4 protein-coding genes and 1 pseudogene are annotated in these 20,167 nt (G+C 76.2%); 1 reads left to right on the forward strand and 4 read right to left on the reverse strand.

Going from position 1 to position 20,167, the window contains the following annotated elements; translation table 11 throughout:
* Positions 1 to 282 precede the first annotated feature (282 nt).
* Complete coding sequence (locus AC067J_RS34505) at positions 283 to 3,495, forward strand: AfsR/SARP family transcriptional regulator (RefSeq protein WP_478306015.1); 3,213 nt, start codon at positions 283 to 285, stop codon at positions 3,493 to 3,495.
* 230 nt (positions 3,496 to 3,725) lie between these two features.
* Here AC067J_RS34505 and AC067J_RS34510 read toward each other — a convergent pair whose 3' ends face one another.
* From AC067J_RS34510 to AC067J_RS34525, 4 genes and pseudogenes are all read right to left on the reverse strand, one after another.
* Positions 3,726 to 3,938 (reverse strand): hypothetical protein, encoded by a 213-nt coding sequence (locus AC067J_RS34510; RefSeq protein WP_478306017.1) that lies wholly within the window; start codon positions 3,936 to 3,938, stop codon positions 3,726 to 3,728.
* A 198-nt stretch (positions 3,939 to 4,136) separates the two neighbouring features.
* Positions 4,137 to 4,988 (reverse strand): dimethylargininase, encoded by an 852-nt coding sequence (gene ddaH / locus AC067J_RS34515; RefSeq protein ID WP_478306019.1) that lies wholly within the window; start codon positions 4,986 to 4,988, stop codon positions 4,137 to 4,139.
* Between the two features lie 74 nt (positions 4,989 to 5,062).
* Complete coding sequence (locus AC067J_RS34520) at positions 5,063 to 6,361, reverse strand: MFS transporter (RefSeq protein WP_478306021.1); 1,299 nt, start codon at positions 6,359 to 6,361, stop codon at positions 5,063 to 5,065.
* Between the two features lie 6 nt (positions 6,362 to 6,367).
* A pseudogene (locus AC067J_RS34525) lies at positions 6,368 to 20,155 on the reverse strand (non-ribosomal peptide synthetase); the annotation flags it as partial.
* Between the last annotated feature and the right edge of the window lie 12 nt (positions 20,156 to 20,167).

The following is a 20,167-nucleotide window of genomic DNA, read 5'->3' on the forward strand; positions in this document are numbered from 1 at the left end:
GGGGGGTAGAGGAGTTCGGGGATCAGGGGGTCTCCCTGCGCCCGGTGTGCAGGGCTGGGGTGGGGGCGGACCGGACCGTCTCCGGTGGCCCCCGGCACGGTCCATCCTGCACGGTGGCGTTCAACGCCAGGTCACCGCAGGCTCAACGGCGTCTCGACACCGGGTGGGGCACTGTGATTAATAGGTGACACAAAGTCTGACATGTGCACGAGCGGGGCGGGCACTGTCCTGGGGCAGCTGGGGGCAGGATTGGGCGATCTCCGTTTTTCCTTACTCGGTCTGATGCGGGCGCACCGCGGCGCGACGGCGCTGAAGGTGGGCAGTCCGCAGCAGCAGGCGATGCTGGCCGTCCTCCTGCTGCGGCCGGGCCATTCGGCGAGCGCCACCGACCTGATCGCGGCGCTCTGGGGGGAGGAGCCGCCGAACGCCGCGATGACCACCGTCCGCACCTATGCCTGGCGGTGGCGGAAGATCCTGGACGGCGCCGCGGAAGTCGGCGGCAACGGCGGGAACGGCAACGGCAGCGGCGGGAGCGGGAGCGACAACGGCGGGAACGGCAACGGCGGGAGCGGCGGGAGCGGAAACAGCAACGGCGGCAGCGACGACAAGGCGCCGAGCGTCCTGGTGTCGATGGGCGACGGCTACCGGCTCGTCCTGCCCAAGCTCGCGGTGGACACGGCCGAGGCCGAGTCGCTGGCCGCCGAGGCGGAGCGGACGGCCCGCGCGGATCCGCTGCGCGCCCGCGACCTGCTCAACCAGGCGCTGGAACTGTGGCAGGGCGAGCCGCTGGCCGGCATCCCCGGACCGTTCGCGGAGCGGCACCGGCAGCGGCTGGACGAACTGCGGCTGACCCTCCTGGAGGAGCGGATCGGCCTCGACCTCGGGCTCGGCCGCTACTCGCGCTGCATCCCGGAGCTGACCGCCCTCACCACCGAACACCCGCTGCACGAGCGGGCGTACGGGCTGCTGATGCGCGCCCTGTACCAGGCCGGGCGGCAGGCGGACGCGCTGGCGGTGTTCCGGGGCGTCCGGCAACTCTTCCTCGCGGAGCTGGGTGTCGGGCCGGGCGCCGAACTGGAGCAGCTGCACCGGCGGATCCTGGAGGGGGACCCCGCGCTGGCCGCACCCGCCGCACCGGAGCCGGCGGCCGTGGCCGTCGTGGCGCCCGCGGCGGGCGCCGGGCCGGAGGCCCCCGAGGCCGAGGCGGGCCGGCGGGAGGAGCCGGCCGAGGACCGCGGGGCGGCCCGGCCGGCCGCTCCGCCGCCCCGGCCGGCGCAGCTGCCGCCGGACGCCGCCGACTTCACCGGGCGGACGGCGCCGGTCGGGGTGCTGGACGGGGCGCTCGGCGCGCCCACCGCGCAGGCGCTGGTGATCGCGACGGTGGTCGGCATGGGCGGGGTCGGCAAGACCGCGCTGGCCCTGCACGTCGCGCACCGCGTCCGGGACGCCTACCCGGACGGCCAGCTGTACGTGGACCTGCGGGGCTCCGACCCCGTCCCGGCCGATCCGGAGGCGGTGCTCAGCGGGTTCCTGGTGGCGCTCGGCGTGGCGGCCGACGCCGTCCCGGACGGGCTGGACGCCCGCTCGGCACTGTTCCGCTCGGTGGTGGACGGGCGGCGGCTGCTGCTGGTGCTGGACAACGCCAAGGACGCCGCGCAGATCCGGCCGCTGCTGCCGGGCGCGGTGGGCTGCGCGGTGCTCACCACCGGGCGCACCCGGCCGGCCGGGCTGCCCGCCACCGTGCAGGTCGACCTGGACGTGTTCCAGCCCGCCGAGGCGCTGGACCTGCTCGGCCGCACCATCGGCGCGGAGCGGCTGGCCGCCGAGCGGGAGGCGGCGCTGGAGCTGGTGGTGGCCTGCGGCTACCTGCCGCTCGCGGTCCGGATCGTGGCCGCCCGACTGGCCGCCCGGCCCGGCTGGACGGTGGAGACGCTCAGCCGCCGGCTCCAGGTCGAGCGGCGGCGGATCGACGAGCTGCGGATCGGGGACCTCGCGGTCGCGGCGGCCTTCGAACTGAGCTACCGCCAGCTGACCGCCGACCAGGCGCGGGCGTTCCGGCTGGTCGCCTCGGTGGACGGGCCGGACATCGGCCTGGCCGCGGCCGCCGCGCTGCTGGACCTCGACGAGTACGACGCCGAGGACCTGCTGGAGGCGCTGGTGGACGTGGCGATGGTGGAGTCGCCGTTCCCGGGCCGGTACCGGTACCACGACCTGCTGCGGGCGTTCGCCCGGCGGCGGCCGGTGGAGGGCGCGCAGCCGGACGGGGACAGCGGGGAGGCGGTGGCCGCCCGGGACCGTCTGCTGGACCACCTGCTGGCCACCGCGTGCACGGCGTTCCAGCACGCGGTGCCGGGTGATCCGGCGGCCGGCGCGCTCGGCCCGGCCCGCTCCCCCGGCGTCCCGCTCGCCGGGCGGGACGCGGCCCGGGAGTGGGCGACGGCGGAGCGGGCGGGTGCGGTGGCACTGGCGGCCCAGGTAGCGGCGCGCGCGGGGGCTTCCGCGGCGGGAGGCGGCGCGGCGGGAGGGTCCGCGGCAGTTGGCGGTGCGACCGATGGCGGCGGTGCGACCGATGGCGGCGGGCCGGACGGGCCGGCGCTGCGGGCCGCGATCGACCTGCTGATCGCACTCACCCCGTTCGTCCTCACCCCGCCGAGCCGTCAGCTGGCCGCCACCGCCGACGCACTGGCCGAGGCGGCGGCCCGGCACCGGGACGTCCGGGCCGAGGGGCGGGCGCACTTCCTGCGCGGCAACGTCGCCCTCGCCGCGACCCGGCTGGACGCGGCCGAGGCGGCCGCCCGGCAGGCGTCCGGCGCGGCACGGGCCGCCGGGGACACGGTGATCCTCCGTCAGGCGCTCAACGACCTCGGGTTGATCTGCCAGTTCCTCAGCCGCTACGACGAGGCGGTGGACCTCTACGACGAGGCACTGCTGCTGGCCAACGAACTGGGGCACCGCTCCGGCGCGCTGGTGACGACGGTGAACGCCGCGCTGGCGCGGGTCCGCAGCGGTCGGGCGGACGAGGCGGTGGCGATCTGCCACGAGGTGCTGGCCGAGCTGCGCACCCGGCAGGACGACCCGGGGCGGGCGTACACCCTGTACGTGCTGGGGCTGGCGCTGCACGCGCTGGGGCGGCACGAGGAGGCGGTCACCTGGTTCGGCGAGTGCCTGGCGGTGGCGGTCGGGGCCGGTCTGCGGGACCGGGCGGCGCATGCGCGCTACCGGCTGGCGGACAGTCTGCGCTCGCTCGGCCGGGCCGACGAGGCGCTGGACCACGCCGGGCAGGCGCTGGCGCTCTGCGAGGAGCTGGGGGCGGAACGCGACCAGGCGCAGGCGCTGGTGGTGCTGGGACGCTCGCTGGCCGACCTCGGGCGCGGGGCCGAGGCGGGCGCCAGGCTCCGGCAGGCGTTCGAGATCTTCGGCCGGCTGGGGCTGCCGGAGGCCGCCGAGGTGGCGGAGCTGCTCGCGGAGCCGGCGTTCGCGCTGGTGGATCCGTGAGCCGGCCGGTCGGTGGGGTATCGGGCCTGCGGGCGGGGGCGTTCCGGAGCCCGGGGGTCCTGCGGGTCCCCGGGGTTCCGGGGGTGCCGGGCGGTCCGTGGGTACCGGGGGTCCTGTGGATTCCGGGTGTCCCGGGGGCCGCGGATCCGTGAGGACGGCGGCGGGGCGGCGGTTCTGCAGAAACGGTTCTGCTCGACGGGAGCGGGCCGGATCGGGGCCCGGTACCGGGCTCAGGAGCCGGTGCTGTTCCAGTCGCCGTGGCCGCCGCCGTCGGTGGGGGTCGGGGTGGGGGTCGGGGTCGGGGTGGTGACCACCCCGCCCTGGCCCGCGCCGGCCGCGCCGTCGGCCATCGCCGTGCCGGCCGCGCCGAGGGCGATCGCCAGGCCGAGGCCCGCGGCGGCCAGGCGGATCCGGACGGTGCGGGGGTTCGAACGCTTCGCCATGACTGCTCCCTGGGACGTCTTCCCTGGTGGGAAGGGGTTTTCCGGGCTGACGGGATCAGCATGGCAAGACCCGTTCAACGGCAGATCGACGCACGAGCACCGTGCGTCGATCGCCGTCGTTGATCCGGGTGTCGAACGGGCCCGGCCCCAACAGGGCCCAACAGGGGCCCAGCAGGAGGCCCAGCAGGGGCCGCCCCGCTACGGGCGGATCTCCAGGGTGCAGCACTTCACGCTGCCGCCGCCCTTGAACAGCTCCGAGAGGTCGACCCCGATCGGCCGGAAGCCGCGCTCCCGCAGCCGGTCCGCCACCCCGGTCGCGGCCTCCGGCAGCACCACGTTCAGGCCGTCGCTCATCGCGTTGAGCCCGAACACCTCGGCGTCCGCCTCCTCCACCAGCACCGCGTCCGGGAACAGCCTCCGCAGCACCGCCCGGCTGCCCGCCGAGAACGCCCCCGGGTAGTACATGACCTCGTCGCCGTCGAGCACGCTCAGTGCGGTGTCGAGGTGGTAGAAGCGCGGGTCGACGAGGTCCAGGCCGATCACCGGCCGGCCGAGGAACTCCTGCGCCTCGGCGTGCCCGGCGGAGACGCTGCGGAAGCCCCGGCCGGCCAGCAGGTGGCTCCCCGTCAGCAGCAGGTCGCCCTCCCCCTCGTTGACGTGCTCCGGGTCGTGCGTGGTGAAGCCGTTGGCGCGGAACCACTCCAGGTAGGCCGGACCCTCGGCGGCGCGCTCGACGTTGCGGAACCGGGCGCCGAGGACCCGGCCGTCGACGACGGTCGCGCCGTTCGCCGCGTACACCATGTCGGGCAGGCCGGGCAGCGGGTCGATCAGGTCGACGCGGTGGCCGAGGTCGGCGTAGAGCTCGTACAGCCGCTCCCACTGGGCGACGGCGAGGCCGGTGTCGACCGGCTTGGCCGGGTCCATCCACGGGTTGATGGTGTAGCTGACCTCGAAGTGGGTCGGGCGGCACATCAGGTAGCGGCGCGGGCGGGCGGTGCGGGTCACGGCGGTGCGGGTCACGGCGGGGCGGGTCACGGCGGGGCGGGTCATGGCGGGGCTCCGGGAAGGTGAGGGAGGAGGGTGAGGGAAAGGAGCTGGGGGGAGGTGGGGAGGTGGGGCCGGGGTCAGGAGGACGCCGGCCGCTCGGGGAAGTTCCGCAGGCCGCGCAACGGGCCGGCCAGCAGCACCGCACCGGCCGACAGCAGCACGCCCGCCATGATCCAGATGGTGGTGCGGGCGCCGAGCACCTCGCCCAGCCAGCCGCCGAGCAGCGCGCCCACCGGGATGGCGCTGAAGTTGACGGTCGAGGCGCTGGCCCGGATCCGGCCGATCATCGCCGGCGGGCAGTACGACTGGTAGAAACTGCCGGCGATCACGTTCCCGGCGACCACTCCGCAGACCGCGACCGACCAGGCGACGGCGCTCGCCGCGAGCGGCAGTTGCTCACCGGCGAGCGGCAGCAGCAGGATGAAGGGCGCGGCGACCAGCTCGCAGAGCAGCAGCCCGCGCGCCGTGCCGAACCGCCGGGCGATCCGGCCCGCCAGCGCCGCGCCGGCCAGGCCGCCGATCGACACCACCGCGAAGACCAGGCCGATCCCGCCGGGCGTCACCCCCACGCTGCGGACCAGGAAGACCGTCTGCACCGCCTGGATGCCGTTGAGCCCGAGGTTGCCGACGGCGCCGAAGACCGCCAGCGTCCGCAGGTACGGGTCGTGCGCCAGGAAGCGGACGCCCTCGCCGATCTCCTTCAGGATGCCGCGCCGTTCGGAGACCGGCGGCGGCGTCTCCTGGACCCGGATGGTGCCCACGCAGAGCGCCGACACCAGGTAGGTGACCGAGTCGGCGAGCAGCCCGCTGGCCGCGCCGAACACCTGCGAGAGCAGGCCGGCCAGGCCGGGCCCGGCGATCTCCGCCGCGGAGTCCCCGGAGCGCAGCTTGACGTTGGCCTCCAGCAGGTCGTCCTTGGCGACCAGGGCGGGCAGCACGGCTCCGTACGCGGTGGAGAAGAACACCTTGACCGCGCCGGCCAGCAGCGCGACCGCCACCAGCTGGCCCATGGTCAGGACGTCGAACCAGCCGGCCACCGGCACGCTGCCGAACAGCGCCAGCAGCAGCAGGTCGCAGACCAGCATCACCTTCAGCCGGGGCCAGCGGTCCACCCAGGCACCGGCCAGCAGGCCGAGGAAGAGCCACGGCACCCAGGCGGAGGCGGTCAGCACGCCGACCATGAACGGGGAGGCGTCGAGGGTGACGACGGCCACCAGGGCGAGGGCGACGTTGCCGACGGCGGTGCCGAGCCCGCTGGTCGTCTCACCGATCCAGAGCTTGCGGAAGTCGCCCTGCGCCCAGAGGCCCCAGCGGCTCCTGCGGCCCTTGTCCGGCTGGTCCGCCACGGGCGGCGGCGGGGCGGAGACAGTGGTCATGACGGGTCACTCTCCAAGCTTCTGGGCCAGCACGGCGGCGATCCGTGCGACGGGTTCGGGCTGTGTCATGGCGCCGTGCTCGCAGGCGACGCGGTGGAGCGTGACGCGGCCGTCCACGTACGGCCGCCAGGCCGCCTCGTAGGGCCAGTCCGCCGGCTTGTCGAGGGTGGCGCCGAAGAAGAGGGCGTCGCCCCGGTAGCGGTCCGGCACGTGTTCGGCCATGAGCTTGCGGTGGTGTTCGAAGACGTCGGGCAGGATGCCGGCGGCCTCGCCGAGCAGCTCGGTGAGGTCGGCCTGGCCGCGTCCGTCGGCCGGGTCGTAGCCGAGCGAGACGAGCAGCTCGGCGAGGGTGTCGACGGGCTCGTCGGACGGCGGGGCGTCGGCGTGCCGGGCCTGGTCGGCCGGCGCTCCGTCGAGCAGGGCCAGCAGGGCGACCTCGGCGCCGTCGGCCTGGATCCGGACGGCCATCGCCTGGGCGACGACCGCGCCGAAGGACCAGCCGAGCAGGTGGTACGGGCCCTCGGGCTGGACGGCCCGCAGCTCGCGCACGTAGTCCTCGGCGATCTCGGTGACGGCGGCCGGGGAGCCGCCGTGCAGGCCGCGGGCCTGGAGGCCGTAGACCGGGCGGTCGGGGCCGAGGTGGCGCAGCAGGCCGGAGTAGACCCAGCTGATGCCGGCGGCGGGGTGGACGCAGAACAGCGGCTCCTTGGTGCCGCCGGCGCGCAGCGGGAGCAGGACGTCGAGGGCGTCCGCGCCCGCCGGCCGGTCCGGGGCGCCTGCGCCGGTGGTGCGGGTGGTGGCGGCGGTGGCAGTGGCGGCCGTCGGGGCGTCCGCCGCGTCGAGGCGGCGGGCCAGCCCGGCCACGGTGGGGGCCTCGAAGAGGGCCCGCATGCCGAGGTCGGCGCCGAGCGCGGTGCGGATCCGGCCGAGCAGCCTCATGGCGAGCAGCGAGTGGCCGCCGAGGTCGAAGAAGCCGTCGTCGACGGAGACCCCGGGCAGTCCGAGGACCTCGGCGAAGAGGCCGCAGAGCAGCTCCTCGCGCGGGGTGCGGGGCGGGCGGCCGGTGGGCGAGGCGGCGAAGTCCGGGGCGGGGAGGGCCCGGTGGTCCACCTTGCCGCTCGCGGTCAGGGGCAGGGCGTCGAGGGTGACGAACGCGGCCGGGACCATGTGGGCGGGCAGCGACTCGGCGGCGAAGGCGCGCAGTTCGGCCGGGTCGAGCGGGTCGGGCAGGTCGGGCAGGTCACGCGGGTCGGGCGACTGGTCGTCGGCGACCACGTAGGCGACCAGCCGGGGGCCGGCGGCGGCATCCTCGCGGGCCGTCACGGTGGCGGCGAGGACGCGCGGGTGGCGGGTCAGCACGTGCTCGATCTCGCCCGGTTCGACCCGGAAGCCGCGGATCTTGATCTGCTGGTCGGTGCGGCCCAGGTACTCGACCCGGCCGTCGCGGGTGCGGCGGACGAGGTCGCCGGTGCGGTACATCCTCTCCCCTGCGCCGGATGGTTCCGCGCCGCTGGGGTCCGCGACGAAGGGGTCGGCGACGAAGCGTTCGGCGGTCAGGGCCGGGCGGCCGAGGTAGCCGCGGGCCAGGCCCGCCCCGGCCAGGTACAGCTCGCCGGGGACCCCGACGGGCACCGGGTTCAGCTGCCCGTCGAGGACGTAGGCCCGGGTGCCGAGGACGGTCCGGCCCAGCGCGGGGCGGTCGGTGTCGGCGAAGGGCTGGGCGAGCGCGTCGACGGTGGACTCGGTGGGGCCGTACAGGTTGTGCGCGGTGGTGCCGGGGGTCCCGCGCAGCCTGGTCCACAGGAACTGGCCGACGGCCTCGCCGCCGAGCAGCACCACGCGCGGCGCCGGCTCGTCCAACAGGCCCTCGTCCAGGAGCTGTTCGGCGTAGGAGGGGGTGACTTCCAGGACGCCGACGCCCTCGGTCCGGAGGTGCCGCACGAGGGCGGCGGCGTCGCGGCGGACCTCGTCGCCGATCAGGTGCAGTTCGTGGCCGGCGACCATCCAGAGCAGGCCGTCCCAGGAGGCGTCGAAGCAGAGCGAGGCGGTGAGGGCGACGCGCAGGCGGCCGTGGGACCGCTCCGCCGCGCCGATCGGGCCGGTCGGGGAGCGGTGGGAGGCGAGCAGGGCCGCGATCGAGCCGTGTTCGACCTGCACGCCCTTGGGGCGGCCGGTGGAGCCGGAGGTGTAGACCACGTAGGCGGTGTCCCCGGCGGTGGCGCGGGCGGCGGGGCGGGGGGCGGGGCCGCTGTCGGCACCCGTCCCGTCGCCCGTTGCGGCACCCGTCCCGTCGCCCGTCGCGCGGGCGGCTTCCCGGTCGGCGACCGCACGGGCGGCGGCGGCGCCGTCCACCGGGCCGGGGCGGAGGGCGGGCAGGCCGTCCAGCAGCTCGGGCAGCGGCCAGCGGTCGTCGGTGAGGACGAGGGCGGGCGCGGCGTCGGCCAGCATCGCGGCGGTCCGGTCGGCCGGGTACTCGGCGTCCAGCGGGAGGGAGGCGGCGCCGGACTTGAGGACGGCGAGCAGGGAGACCACCGTCTCGGCGGAGCGCGGCAGTGCCAGGGCGACCGGCGAGTCCGGTCCTGCGCCCGCCGCGACCAGGCGGTGGGCCAGGCGGTCGGCGAGGGCGTCGAGTTCGGCGAAGGTCAGCCTGGTCTCCCCGGCGACCAGCGCGGTCGCGTCCGGCGTGCGGGCCGCCTGGCTCTCGAAGGCGGCGGGCAGCAGCGGCACCTCGGACGGCAGCGCTTCGCCGCCGGCGAGGAGTTCGACGCGCTCCGCGGCGGAGAGCAGGTCGACCCGGCCGATCGGCAGCTCGGGGCGGGCGGCCACCGCGGCGAGCAGCCGGCCGAAGCGGACGGCGATCGACTCGACGGTCTCCCGGTCGAACAGGTCGGTGGCGAAGTCGATCGCGCACTCCAGTCCGGCGGGCGCACCGTCGTCGTCGAAGGACTCCCCCATCCCGACGGAGAGGTCGAACTTGGCCTCGTACCCGCCGACCGGTTCGACGGCGGCCGGCAGTCCGGCCAGGTCGAGCGGTGCGTCGCCGGCCCCGCCCGGGGTGCCGCCCTGGAGCAGCAGCATCACCTGGAAGAGCGGGTGGCGGGCCAGCGAGCGGGCGGGGTTGAGCTCCTCGACCAGGCGCTCGAACGGCACGTCCTGGTGGGCGTGGGCGTCGAGCTGGGTCTCCCGGACCCGGTGGAGCAGCTCGGCGAAGGTCGGGCCGCCGGGAGGGGCGTCCCCGGTGGACCGGGGGGAGGTGTCGGTGCGCAGGACCAGGGTGTTGACGAAGAAGCCGACCAGCTCGTCCAGCGCCTCGTCGGTGCGGCCGGCGACGACCGAGCCGATCGGCACGTCGGTGCCGGCGCCGAGCCGGGTGAGCAGCGCGGCCAGGCCCGCCTGCAGGGTCATGAACATCGTGACCCGGTGCTCGCGCGACAACTCGACCAGTGCCCGGTGGAGTTCGGCGCCCATCGGGAGGACGACGCGGTCCCCGCGGTGGCCGCTGTCGGCGCGCCGGGGGCGGTCGACCGGGAGTGCGATCTCCTCCGGGATCCCGGCCAGCTTCTCGCGCCAGTAGGCGAGTTGGCGGGCGGCGAGGCTCCCGGGGTCACTCTCGTCGCCGAGCAGCTCGCGCTGCCAGAGGGCGTAGTCGGCGTACTGGACCGGGAGTTGCTCCCAGTCGGGCGCCGCGCCGTCGCGCCGGGCGGCGTAGGCCCCGGCGAGGTCGCGCAGCAGCGGGCCCATCGACCAGCCGTCGCCGGCGATGTGGTGGAGGACGAGGACGAGCAGGTGCTCGTCCGGGGCGACCGGGAGGAGGTGGGCGCGGACCGGCAGGTCGGTGGCGAGGTCGAACGGGACCGCGGCGCAGGCGGCGAGGTCGGTCGCGAGGTCGGCTGGGTCGACGGGGTCGACGGGCGGGGCGGGGCGGTGCTCGAACGGGACGCGGGCCTCGGCGGCGGCGAGGATCCGCTGGCGCGGCTCGCCGTCCTGCTCGACGACGAGCGTGCGCAGGCTCTCGTGCCGGGCGACCAGGTCGCCGAGGGCGGCTTCGAGGGCCGCCGGGTCGAGCGGCCCGGTGAGGCGCAGGGCGATCGGGAGGTTGTAGAGGGCGCTCGGGCCCTCCATCCGGTCGATCAGCCAGAGCCGCTGCTGGGCGAAGGAGAGCGGCAACCGCTCCGGGCGCTCGCCGGCCGTCAGCGCGAGCCGGGCGCCCGAGCCGTCCAGCCGCCGGTCCAGGCCGGCGACGGTCGGCGCCTCGAAGACGTCCCGGATGCCCAACTCCGCGCCGAGCACGGTGCGGACGCGGCTGACCAGCTTCATGGCGAGCAGCGAGTGACCGCCGAGGGCGAAGAAGTCGTCGTCGATCGAGACGGTAGCCAGCCCGAGGACTTCGGCGACGAGGCCGCAGAGCAGTTCCTCGCGGGCGGTCCGGGCGGCCCGGCCGCCGGCGAAGAGCCCGAAGTCCGGGGCGGGCAGGGCGCGGCGGTCGATCTTGCCGCTGGCGGTCAGCGGCAGTGCGTCGAGGGTGACGACGGCGGCCGGGACCATGTGGGCGGGCAGCGACTCGGCGGCGAACCGGCGCAGTTCGAGGGCGAGTTCGACGCCGGAAGCGGCCGAGGCAGCGGGGTCGGCCGCCGCCCCGGAGGCGACCGTCGCGCAGTGGGCGACCAGGCGGCGGTCGCCGTCCGCGGCCTCGTGCAGGGTGACCACGGCCTGGCGGACGGCCTCGTGCCGCGCCAGCACCTGCTCGACCTCGCCGGGCTCGATCCGGAAGCCGCGCACCTTGACCTGGTCGTCGGTGCGGCCCAGGTACTCGACCCGGCCGTCGCGGGTGCGGCGGACGAGGTCGCCGGTGCGGTACATCCTCTCCCCTGCGCCGGATGGTTCCGCGCCGGAGGGGTCCGCGCCGGAGGAGTCCGCGACGAAGGGGTCGGCGACGAAGCGTTCGGCGGTCAGGGCCGGGCGGCCGAGGTAGCCGCGGGCCAGGCCCGCCCCGGCCAGGTACAGCTCGCCGGGGACCCCGACGGGCACCGGGTTCAGCTGCCCGTCGAGGACGTAGGCCCTGGTCCCGGGCACGGTCCGGCCCAGGGACGGGCGCTCCGAGTCGGCGAAGGGCTGGATCAGGGCGTCGACGGTGGACTCGGTGGGCCCGTACAGGTTGAGCACGGTGGTGCCGGGGGTCCCGCGCAGCCTGGTCCACAGGGACTGGCCGACGGCCTCGCCGCCGAGCAGCAGCACGCGCGGCGCCGGCTCGTCCAACAGGCCCTCGGCGATGAGCTGTTCGGCGTAGCTGGGGGTGACGTTGACGGCGTCGACGCCCGTCGCGCGGAAGTGCCGGACCAGGGCGGCCGGGTCGCGGCGCAGGTCGTCGTCGATCAGGTGCAGCTCGTGGCCGGCGACCATCCAGAGCAGGCTGTCCCAGGAGGCGTCGAAGGAGAGCGAGGCGGTCAGGGCGGCCCGGATCCGGCCGTGCCGCCGCTCGGAGCCGGCGAAGGTCCCGGCGCGGTGCGAGGCCAGCAGGGCGGCGATGGAGCCGTGGCTCACCACCACGCCCTTGGGGCGGCCGGTGGAGCCGGAGGTGTGGATGACGTAGGCGGCGTCGGCCGGGCCGATCCGGACGGGGAGGGCGTCGGCGGGCTGCCCCGCCCACAGTTCCTCGTCGGTGCGGAGCTGCGGGAGGCCGTCCAGGGCCTCCGGCAGCGGCCAGGCCGCGTCGGTGAGGACGACCGCGGGGCGGGCGTCGGCCAGCACCCCGGCGGTGCGGTCGAGGGGGTGGTCGGCGTCCAGCGGGAGGAAGGCCGCACCGGCCTTGAGGACGGCGAGCTGGGCGACGACCGTCCCCGCCGAGCGGGGCAGGGCCAGCGCGACCAGCGACTCCCGGCCGATGCCGGCCGCGGCCAGGCCGTGCGCGAGGCGGTTGGCGCGGGCGTCGAGCTCGGCGTACGTCAGCCGGGTGTCCCGGAAGACCAGCGCGGTGAGCTCCGGCGTGCGGGCCGCCTGCGCCTCGAAGGCGGCCGGGACGAGCGGCCGGTCGGCGGGCAGCGGCCGGTCGCCGCCGAGGAGTTCGGCGCGCTCGCCGTCGCCGAGCAGGTCGGCCCGGCCGATCCGCTCGCCGGGCCGCGCGGTCACGGCGGCCAGCAGCCGGCCGAAGCGGGCGGCGATCGACTCGACGGTCTCCCGGTCGAACAGGTCGGTGGCGTAGTCGATCGCGCAGTCCAGTCCGGCGGGCGCACCGTCAGGGCCGAAGAACTCCTCCAGCGTCACGTTCAGGTCGAACTTGGCGACGCCGGTGCCGGCCGGCAGCGCCTCGGTCCGCAGGCCGGCCAGCTCCGACTCGGCCTCCGCGTTGGACTGCAGGACCATCGCGACCTGGAAGAGCGGGTGGCGGGCCAGCGAGCGGGCCGGGTTGAGCTCCTCGACCAGGCGCTCGAACGGCACGTCCTGGTGCGCGTAGGCGCCGAGGCCGGTCTCCCGGACCCGGCCGAGGAGCTCGGCGAAGCTCGGGTCGCCGGACGTGTCGGTGCGCAGCACGAGGGTGTTGACGAAGAAGCCGACCAGCTCGTCCAGCGCCTCGTCGGAGCGGCCGGCGACGACCGAGCCGATCGGCACGTCGGTGCCGGCGCCGAGCCGGGTGAGCAGCGCGGCCAGCGCGGCCTGCAGGGTCATGAACAGGGTGACGCGGTTCTCCCGCGACAACTCGGCCAGCGCCCGGTGGAGTCCGGCGTCGAGGGTCAGTGCCACCCGGTCGCCGCGGTGGTCGGCGCGGGCGCCGCGCGGGCGGTCGACCGGGAGTGCGATCTCCTCCGGGATCCCGGCCAGGGTCTCGCGCCAGTAGGCGAGTTGGCGGGCGGCGAGGCTCCCTGGGTCGCTCTCGTCGCCGAGCAGCTCGCGCTGCCAGAGGGCGTAGTCGGCGTACTGGACCGGGAGTTGCTCCCAGTCGGGCGCCGTGCCGTCGCGCCGGGCGGCGTAGGCCCCGGCGAGGTCGCGCAGCAGCGGGCCCATCGACCAGCCGTCGCCGGCGATGTGGTGCAGTGCGACCACCAGCACGTGGTCCTCGGGGGCGACCCGGAGCAGGGTGACGCGGACGGGCGGCTCGGCGGCCAGGTCGAAGGGGCGGCGGGCGGCCCGGTCGACCTCGGCGTCGACGGCGTCGGCCGCGCAGTCGAGGAGTTCGACCGCGAGGGGGGTTCCGGCGGGGGCGAGGATCCGCTGGTGGGGCTCGCCGTCGTGCTCGGCGATGACGGTGCGCAGGCTCTCGTGCCGGGCGACCAGGTCGCCGAGGGCGGCGGTGAGCGCGGCCCGGTCCAGTGCGCCGGTGAGGCGCAGGGCGAGCGGCATGTTGTAGAGGGCGCTGGGCCCCTCCATCCGGTCGATCAGCCAGAGCCGCTGCTGGGCGAAGGAGAGCGGCAGCCGCTCCGGGCGGTCGCCGGCGGTCGGGGCGGGGCGGGCGCCGGAGCCGTCCAGCCGGCGGTCCAGGCCCGCGACGGTCGGTGCTTCGAAGACGTCGCGGATGCCCAGCTCGGCGCCGAGCGCCGAACGGACCCGGCTGAGCAGCTTGGTGGCGAGCAGCGAGTGGCCGCCGAGGGCGAAGAAGTCGTCGTCGACGGAGACCTCCGGCAGGCCGAGGACCTCGGCGAAGAGCCCGCAGAGGATCTCCTCGCGGGCCGTGCGGGCGGCCCGGCCGCCGGTCGCGGCGGCGAAGTCGGGGGCGGGCAGGGCGGCCCGGTCGAGCTTGCCGTTGACGTTGAGCGGCAGTGCGTCCAGGACCACGAGGGCCGCCGGGATCATGTAGTCGGGCAGGGTCGCGGCGGCGTGGGCGCGCAGCGCGGCCGGGTCGAGCCGCGGCGTGCCGACCAGGTAGGCGACCAGCCGGGTGCCGGCCGTGCCGTCCTGGCGCGGCAGCACGGCGGCCTGGAGGACGTCGGGGTGGGCGGTGAGGGTGGCCTCGATCTCGCCGGGCTCGATCCGGAAGCCGCGCACCTTGACCTGGTGGTCGGTGCGGCCCAGGTACTCGACCGCACCGTCCGGGCGGCGGCGGGCGAGGTCGCCGGTGCGGTACATCCTCTCCCCTCCGCCGGAGGGGTCCGCGCCGCTGGGGTCCGCGCCGAAGGGGTCGGCGACGAAGCGTTCGGCGGTCAGGGCCGGGCGGCCGAGGTAGCCGCGGGCCAGGCCCACTCCGGCCAGGTACAGCTCACCGGGGACCCCGACGGGCACCGGGTTGAGGTTCCCGTCGAGGACGTACGCGCGGAGGTTGGGCAACGGGCGGCCGATCAGCGGCCGGTCGTCGGCGGTGACCGGGTGGAACAGCGCGTCGACGGTGCACTCGGTGGGCCCGTACACGTTGAGGACGGCGGTGTCGGGGGCGGCGGCGAGGGCGGTCCAGAGCGACTGGCCGACGGCCTCGCCGCCGACCATCACCAGTGTGGGCGGGCAGGTGGTGAGCAGGCCCTCCTCGACGAGCCGTTCGGCGTGGCCGGGGGTGATGTCGAGGATGTCGGCGCCGGTGCGCGCGAGGTGGCGGACGACGGCGGCGGCGTCGCGGCGCAGGTCGTCGTCCAGCACGTGGAGTTCGTGGCCGGCGACCATCCAGAGCACCGCCTCCAGTGCCGTGTCGAAGGACAGCGAGGCGGTCTGGGCGAAGGTGAACCGCCGCCCGGGGCGGGCCCGTTCGGCCACGGCAATGGTCTCGGTGCGGTGGAAGCCGAGCAGGTTGGCGAAGCCGGCGTGGCGGACCACGACGCCCTTGGGGAGGCCGGTGGAGCCGGAGGTGTAGATGACGTAGGCGGCGTGTTCCGGGCCGGCCGTGGCCGGAAGGTCGCCGGCGGGCCGGTCGGCCCACGCCCCGGGGTCGGCGGGCAGGACGGGCAGGCCCGCCAGGACCTCGGGCAGCCGCCAGCCGTCGGTGGTGAGGACGGCCGCCGGGCGGGCGTCGGCCAGCATGTGGGCGATCCGGTCGCGGGGGTGGTCGGCGTCCAGCGGCAGGAAGGCCGCACCGGCCTTGAGGACGGCGAGCAGGGCGACCACCGACTCGGCCGAGCGGGGCATCGCGAGGGCGACCACCGACTCCGGGCCGACTCCGGCGGCCAGCAGGCCGTGGGCGAGGCGGTTGGCGCGGGCGTTCAGTTCGGCGTACGTCAGCCGGGTGTCCCGGAAGACCAGCGCGGTGAGCTCCGGGGTACGGGCCGCCTGCGCCTCGAAGGCGGCCGGGACGAGGACGTCGGCCCCGGGGCGGACGGCGCCGTGCCAGCCGGCCGGCGCCGCCCGGCCGGCCTCGCCGAGCACGTCCAGCTCGGCGACCGGGCGGTCCGGGTGGTCGGCGGCCTGGGTCAGGATCGCGGTGAGGGCGGCGGCGAGCCGCTGCGCGGTGGCCGGGTCGAAGAGGTCGGTGGCGAACTCCAGGCCGCCCTCCAGCCCGGCCGGGGTGCCGTCCGGGAGGTGGCGCTCGGAGAGGTTGAGGGTGAGGTCGAAGGCGGTGGTCGGCAGGCCGAGCGGCTCGTACGCGGTGCGGGTGCCGGGGAACTCGGGGCCGCCCCCGCCGGTGGTGTTGTCGAAGGCGATCATCACCTGGAAGAGCGGGTGCCGGGCCAGCGAGCGGGCCGGGTTCAGTTCCTCGACCAGGCGCTCGAACGGGACGTCCTGGTGCGCGTAGGCGGCCAGGTCGGCCTCCCGGACCCGGGCCAGCAGCTCCGCGAAGGTGGGGCGGCCGGCGAGGTCGGTGCGCAGCACCAGGGTGCTCGCGAAGAAGCCGACCAGGTCGTCGAGGGCCGGGTCGAGCCGGCCGGCCAGCGGCGTGCCGATCGGCAGGTCGTCGCCGGCGCCGAAGCGGTGCAGCAGGGTGGCGTAGGCGGCCTGGAGCACCATGAACAGGGTGACCCCGTGCTCGGCGGCCAGGGCGGTCAGCCGGGTGTGCAGGGCGGCGTCCAGCTCCAGCGGGACGACGTCGCCGCGGTGGCCGGCGACCGGCGGGCGGGGGCGGTCCGCGGGGAGCGGCAGCTCGTCCGGCAGGCCGGCCAGCGCGCCGCGCCAGTAGGCGAGTTGGCGGGAGAGCAGGCTCTGCGGGTCGGTGTCGGAGCCGAGCAGCTCGCGCTGCCAGAGGGTGTGGTCGGCGTACTGGACCGGCAGCGGCTCCAGGACCGGCCGTTCGCCGCCGAGCCGGGCCGTGTAGGCGTCGGCGAGGTCGCGGAAGAGCGGCCGCAGCGACCAGCCGTCGCTGGCGATGTGGTGCATGACCAGCAGCAGGACGTGCTCGTCCGGGCCGTCGGGCCGCAGGTAGGCGTGCAGCGGCACGTCGGCGGCCAGGTCGAAGGTGTGGCCGGTGAGCTCCTCGACGGGGCGGTCGGTGACGGTGAGCAGCGCGGCGGGCGGCGCGGGCAGCACGCGCTGGTACGGGACGCCGTCGTGCTCGCCGAAGACGGTGCGCAGCGCCTCGTGCCGCTCGACGACGTCGCCGAGGGCGGCTTCGAGGGCGGCCGGGTCGAGCGGGCCGGTCAGCCGCAGGGCGAGGGTGACGTTGTAGGTGGCGGTGGGGCCCTCGGCCTGGCCGAGGAACCAGAGGCGGCGCTGGGCGAAGGAGAGCGGCAGGTGCTCGGGGCGCTCCGCGGGGCGCAGTGCGGGCCGGGCGGGGCCGGTGGCGTCGGTGCCGGTCCCGCCCGTCCCGTCGGCCCCGGCGGTAGCGGTGGCGAGGCGGGCGGCGAGGGCGGCGACGGTGGGGGCCTGGAAGAGGTCGCCGATGGCGAGTTCGGCGCCGAGTTCGGCGCGGGCGCGTCCGACCAGGCGGGTGGCGAGCAGGGAGTGGCCGCCGAGTTCGAAGAAGTCGTCGTCGATGGTGATGTCGTCGATGCCGAGGATCTCGCCGAAGAGCGCGCAGAGCGTGCGCTCGCGGTCGTCGCGCGGAGGCCGGCCGGCCGTGTCGGCGCCGAGGTCGGGGGCGGGCAGGGCGCGGCGGTCGACCTTGCCGTTGGCGTTGAGCGGCAGGGCGGGGAGGACCACGACGGCGGACGGGACCATGTAGGCGGGGAGCGTCGCGGCGGCGAACTGCCGTATTTCGGCGGCGAGTCCGGCCGGGTCGTCCGGGGTGGCGGCGCAGTAGCCGACCAGCCGGGTGTCGCCGGGGCGGTCCTCGCGGGCGATCACGATGACCTGCCGGACGGCGGGGTGGCGGGAGAGCACGGCCTCGATCTCGCCGAGCTCGATCCGGAAGCCGCGGAGCTTGACCTGGCCGTCGATCCGGCCGAGGAACTCGATCGCGCCGTCGTCGGCGCGGCGGCGGACCAGGTCGCCGGTGCGGTACATCCTCTCCCCCGGCGTGAAGGGGTCGGCGACGAAGCGTTCGGCGGTCAGCGCGGGGCGCCGCCAGTAGCCGCGGGCCAGGCCGGCGCCGGCCACGTACAGCTCGCCGGGGACGCCGGGCGGGACGGGCTGCAGCCGGGCGTCCAGGACGTGGGCGCGCATGTTGTCGAGCGGCAGGCCGATCGGCGCCCGGGGGCCCGCCAGGTCGGCGGCGGTGAGGTGGTGGTGGGTCGCGAAGGTGGTGGCCTCGGTGGGGCCGTAGACGTGGGCGAGCAGCAGGTCGGGGCAGCGGTCGAGGACGCGGCGCATCAGGGTGCCGGAGGCGGCCTCGCCGCCGGTGCAGACGGTGCGCAGGGCGGCGAAGGTCTCCGGGGCCTGCTCGGCGACGAGGTCGAAGAGCGCCTTGGTGAGGAAGACGGCGGTGACGTCGTGCCGGGTGGCGACGGCGTGCAGCGCGGCGGCGTCCAGGGTGCCGGGCGGGGCGATCACGACGGTGCCGCCGGACAGCAGGGGCGTCCACAGCTCGTAGGTGGCGGCGTCGAAGGCGTGCGGGGAGTGCAGCAGGATCCGCTCGTGCCGGCCGTCCTGCCAGCGGCGGTCGGCGGCGAGGTCGACGACGTCGCGGTGGCGGACGGCGACGCCCTTGGGGGTGCCGGTGGAGCCCGAGGTGAACATCACGTAGGCGAGCCGGTCGGGGTGGACGGGCAGGCCGGGGTCGTGGTCGGGGGCGTCGTGCCCGTCGCCGGGGCGGACCACGGCGGCGGTGTGCGGGAAGCCGGGGTCGGCGCGGTCGGTGAGCAGGACGGGGGCCCCGGTGTCGGCGAGCAGGGCGGCCATCCGCTCGGGCGGCAGGCCGGCGTGCATCGGGACGTAGCAGCCGCCGGCCTTGAGCACGGCGAGGGTGGCGACGACCAGGTCGACCGAGCGTTCCATCAGCAGGGCGACCGGGCTCTCCGGGCCGACGCCGCGGGCGATCAGGTGGTGGGCGAGCCGGTTGGCGCGGGCGTTGAGCTCCGCGTAGCCGACGGTGCCGCCGTCGTGGGCGAGCGCCACCGCGTCCGGCGTGCGGGCCGCCCGCTCCTCGAACAGCTCGGGCAGGGAGCCGGTCCGGACCGGGGCGGTGGTGGTGTTCCAGGTGTCGAGCAGGCGGGTGCGCTCCTCGGGGCCGAGGATGTCGAGGCTGCCGATCGGCGCCGCGGGGTCGGCGGCCGCGGCGGCCAGCAGCCGGCCGAGCCGCTCGAACACGGCGGTGACGGTGGGCCGGTCGTAGAGGTCGGCCGCGTACTCGACCGAGCCGGTGAGCCCGGCGGGGGCGCCGTCCGGGCCGTGCCGCTCGGTGATGCCGATGTTGAGGTCGAACTTGGCGACCCGCAGGCCGAGCGGTTCGGGCGCCGACTCCAGCCCGGCCAGGCCGAGTTCGCCCTCCTCGTGGTTCTGCAGGACGAGCAGGGTCTGGAAGAGCGGGTGGCGGCCGAGCGCGCGGGCCGGGTTGACCTCCTCGACCAGCCGCTCGAACGGCACGTCCTGGTGCGCGAAGGCGTCCAGCTGGGCTTCGCGGACCCGGCCGAGGAGTTCGGCGAAGGAGGGGTCGCCGGAGGTGTCGGTGCGCAGGACGAGGGTGTTGACGAAGAAGCCGACCAGGTCGTTCAGCGCCTCGTCGGAGCGGCCGGCCACGCCGGTGCCGAGCGGGATGTCGCTGCCGGCGCCGAGCCGGGTGAACAGGGCGGCCAGGCCGGCCTGGAGGACGGAGAACAGGGTCGAACGGTGTGCGCGCGCCAGGCCGGCCAGTGCGGCGTGCAGTTCGGGGCCGTACGCGAACGGGACGGCGTCGGCGGTACCGGTCGGGGCGGGCGGGCGGGGGCGGTCCACCGGGAGCTCCAGCTCCTCCGGCAGACCGGACAGGACTCCTCTCCAGTAGTCGAGCTGACGGCTCATCAGGCTGTCCGGGTCGGACTCGTCGCCGAGCAGCTCGCGCTGCCAGAGGGTGTAGTCGGCGTACTGGACCGGCAGCGGCTCCCAGTCGGGGGCGTCACCGGCCAGCCGGGCCCGGTAGGCGGCGGCCAGGTCGCGCAGCAGCGGGCCGAGCGACCAGCCGTCGCCGGCGATGTGGTGGAGCACGACGAGCAGCACGTGCTCGTCCGGTGCGAGTGAGAAGACCGTGACCCGGAGAGGGAGTTCGGCCGCCAGGTCGAAGGTGCGGGCGGCGGCCCGGTCCAGTACGGCCGGGTAGTCCGCCGCCCCGGGCCCCGGTGCGCAGTCCACCGTCTCGAAGGCGATCGCCGCCTCCGCGGACGGCAGGATCCGCTGCACCGGGACTCCCCCGGCCACCGGGAACACCGTGCGCAGGGCCTCGTGCCGGGCGACCACGTCCTCCGTCGCGGCGCGCAGCGCGGCGGTGTCCAGCGCACCGCGCAGACGGACCGCGAACGGCAGGTTGTAGAGCGCGGTCGGCCCTTCGATCTGGTCGACCAGCCAGAGTCGCTGCTGTGCGTACGAAACCGGGATCACGGTGCTTCCTCT

Source organism: Kitasatospora sp. NPDC042419 (assembly GCF_056437345.1).

Coding starts and splice junctions, on each gene's coding strand:
- AC067J_RS34505 (WP_478306015.1), top strand. CDS start 283: ATGCGGGCGCACCGCGGCGCGACGGCGCTGAAGGTGGGCAGTCCGCAG.
- AC067J_RS34510 (WP_478306017.1), bottom strand. CDS start 3,938: ATGGCGAAGCGTTCGAACCCCCGCACCGTCCGGATCCGCCTGGCCGCC.
- ddaH (WP_478306019.1), bottom strand. CDS start 4,988: ATGACCCGCCCCGCCGTGACCCGCCCCGCCGTGACCCGCACCGCCGTG.
- AC067J_RS34520 (WP_478306021.1), bottom strand. CDS start 6,361: ATGACCACTGTCTCCGCCCCGCCGCCGCCCGTGGCGGACCAGCCGGAC.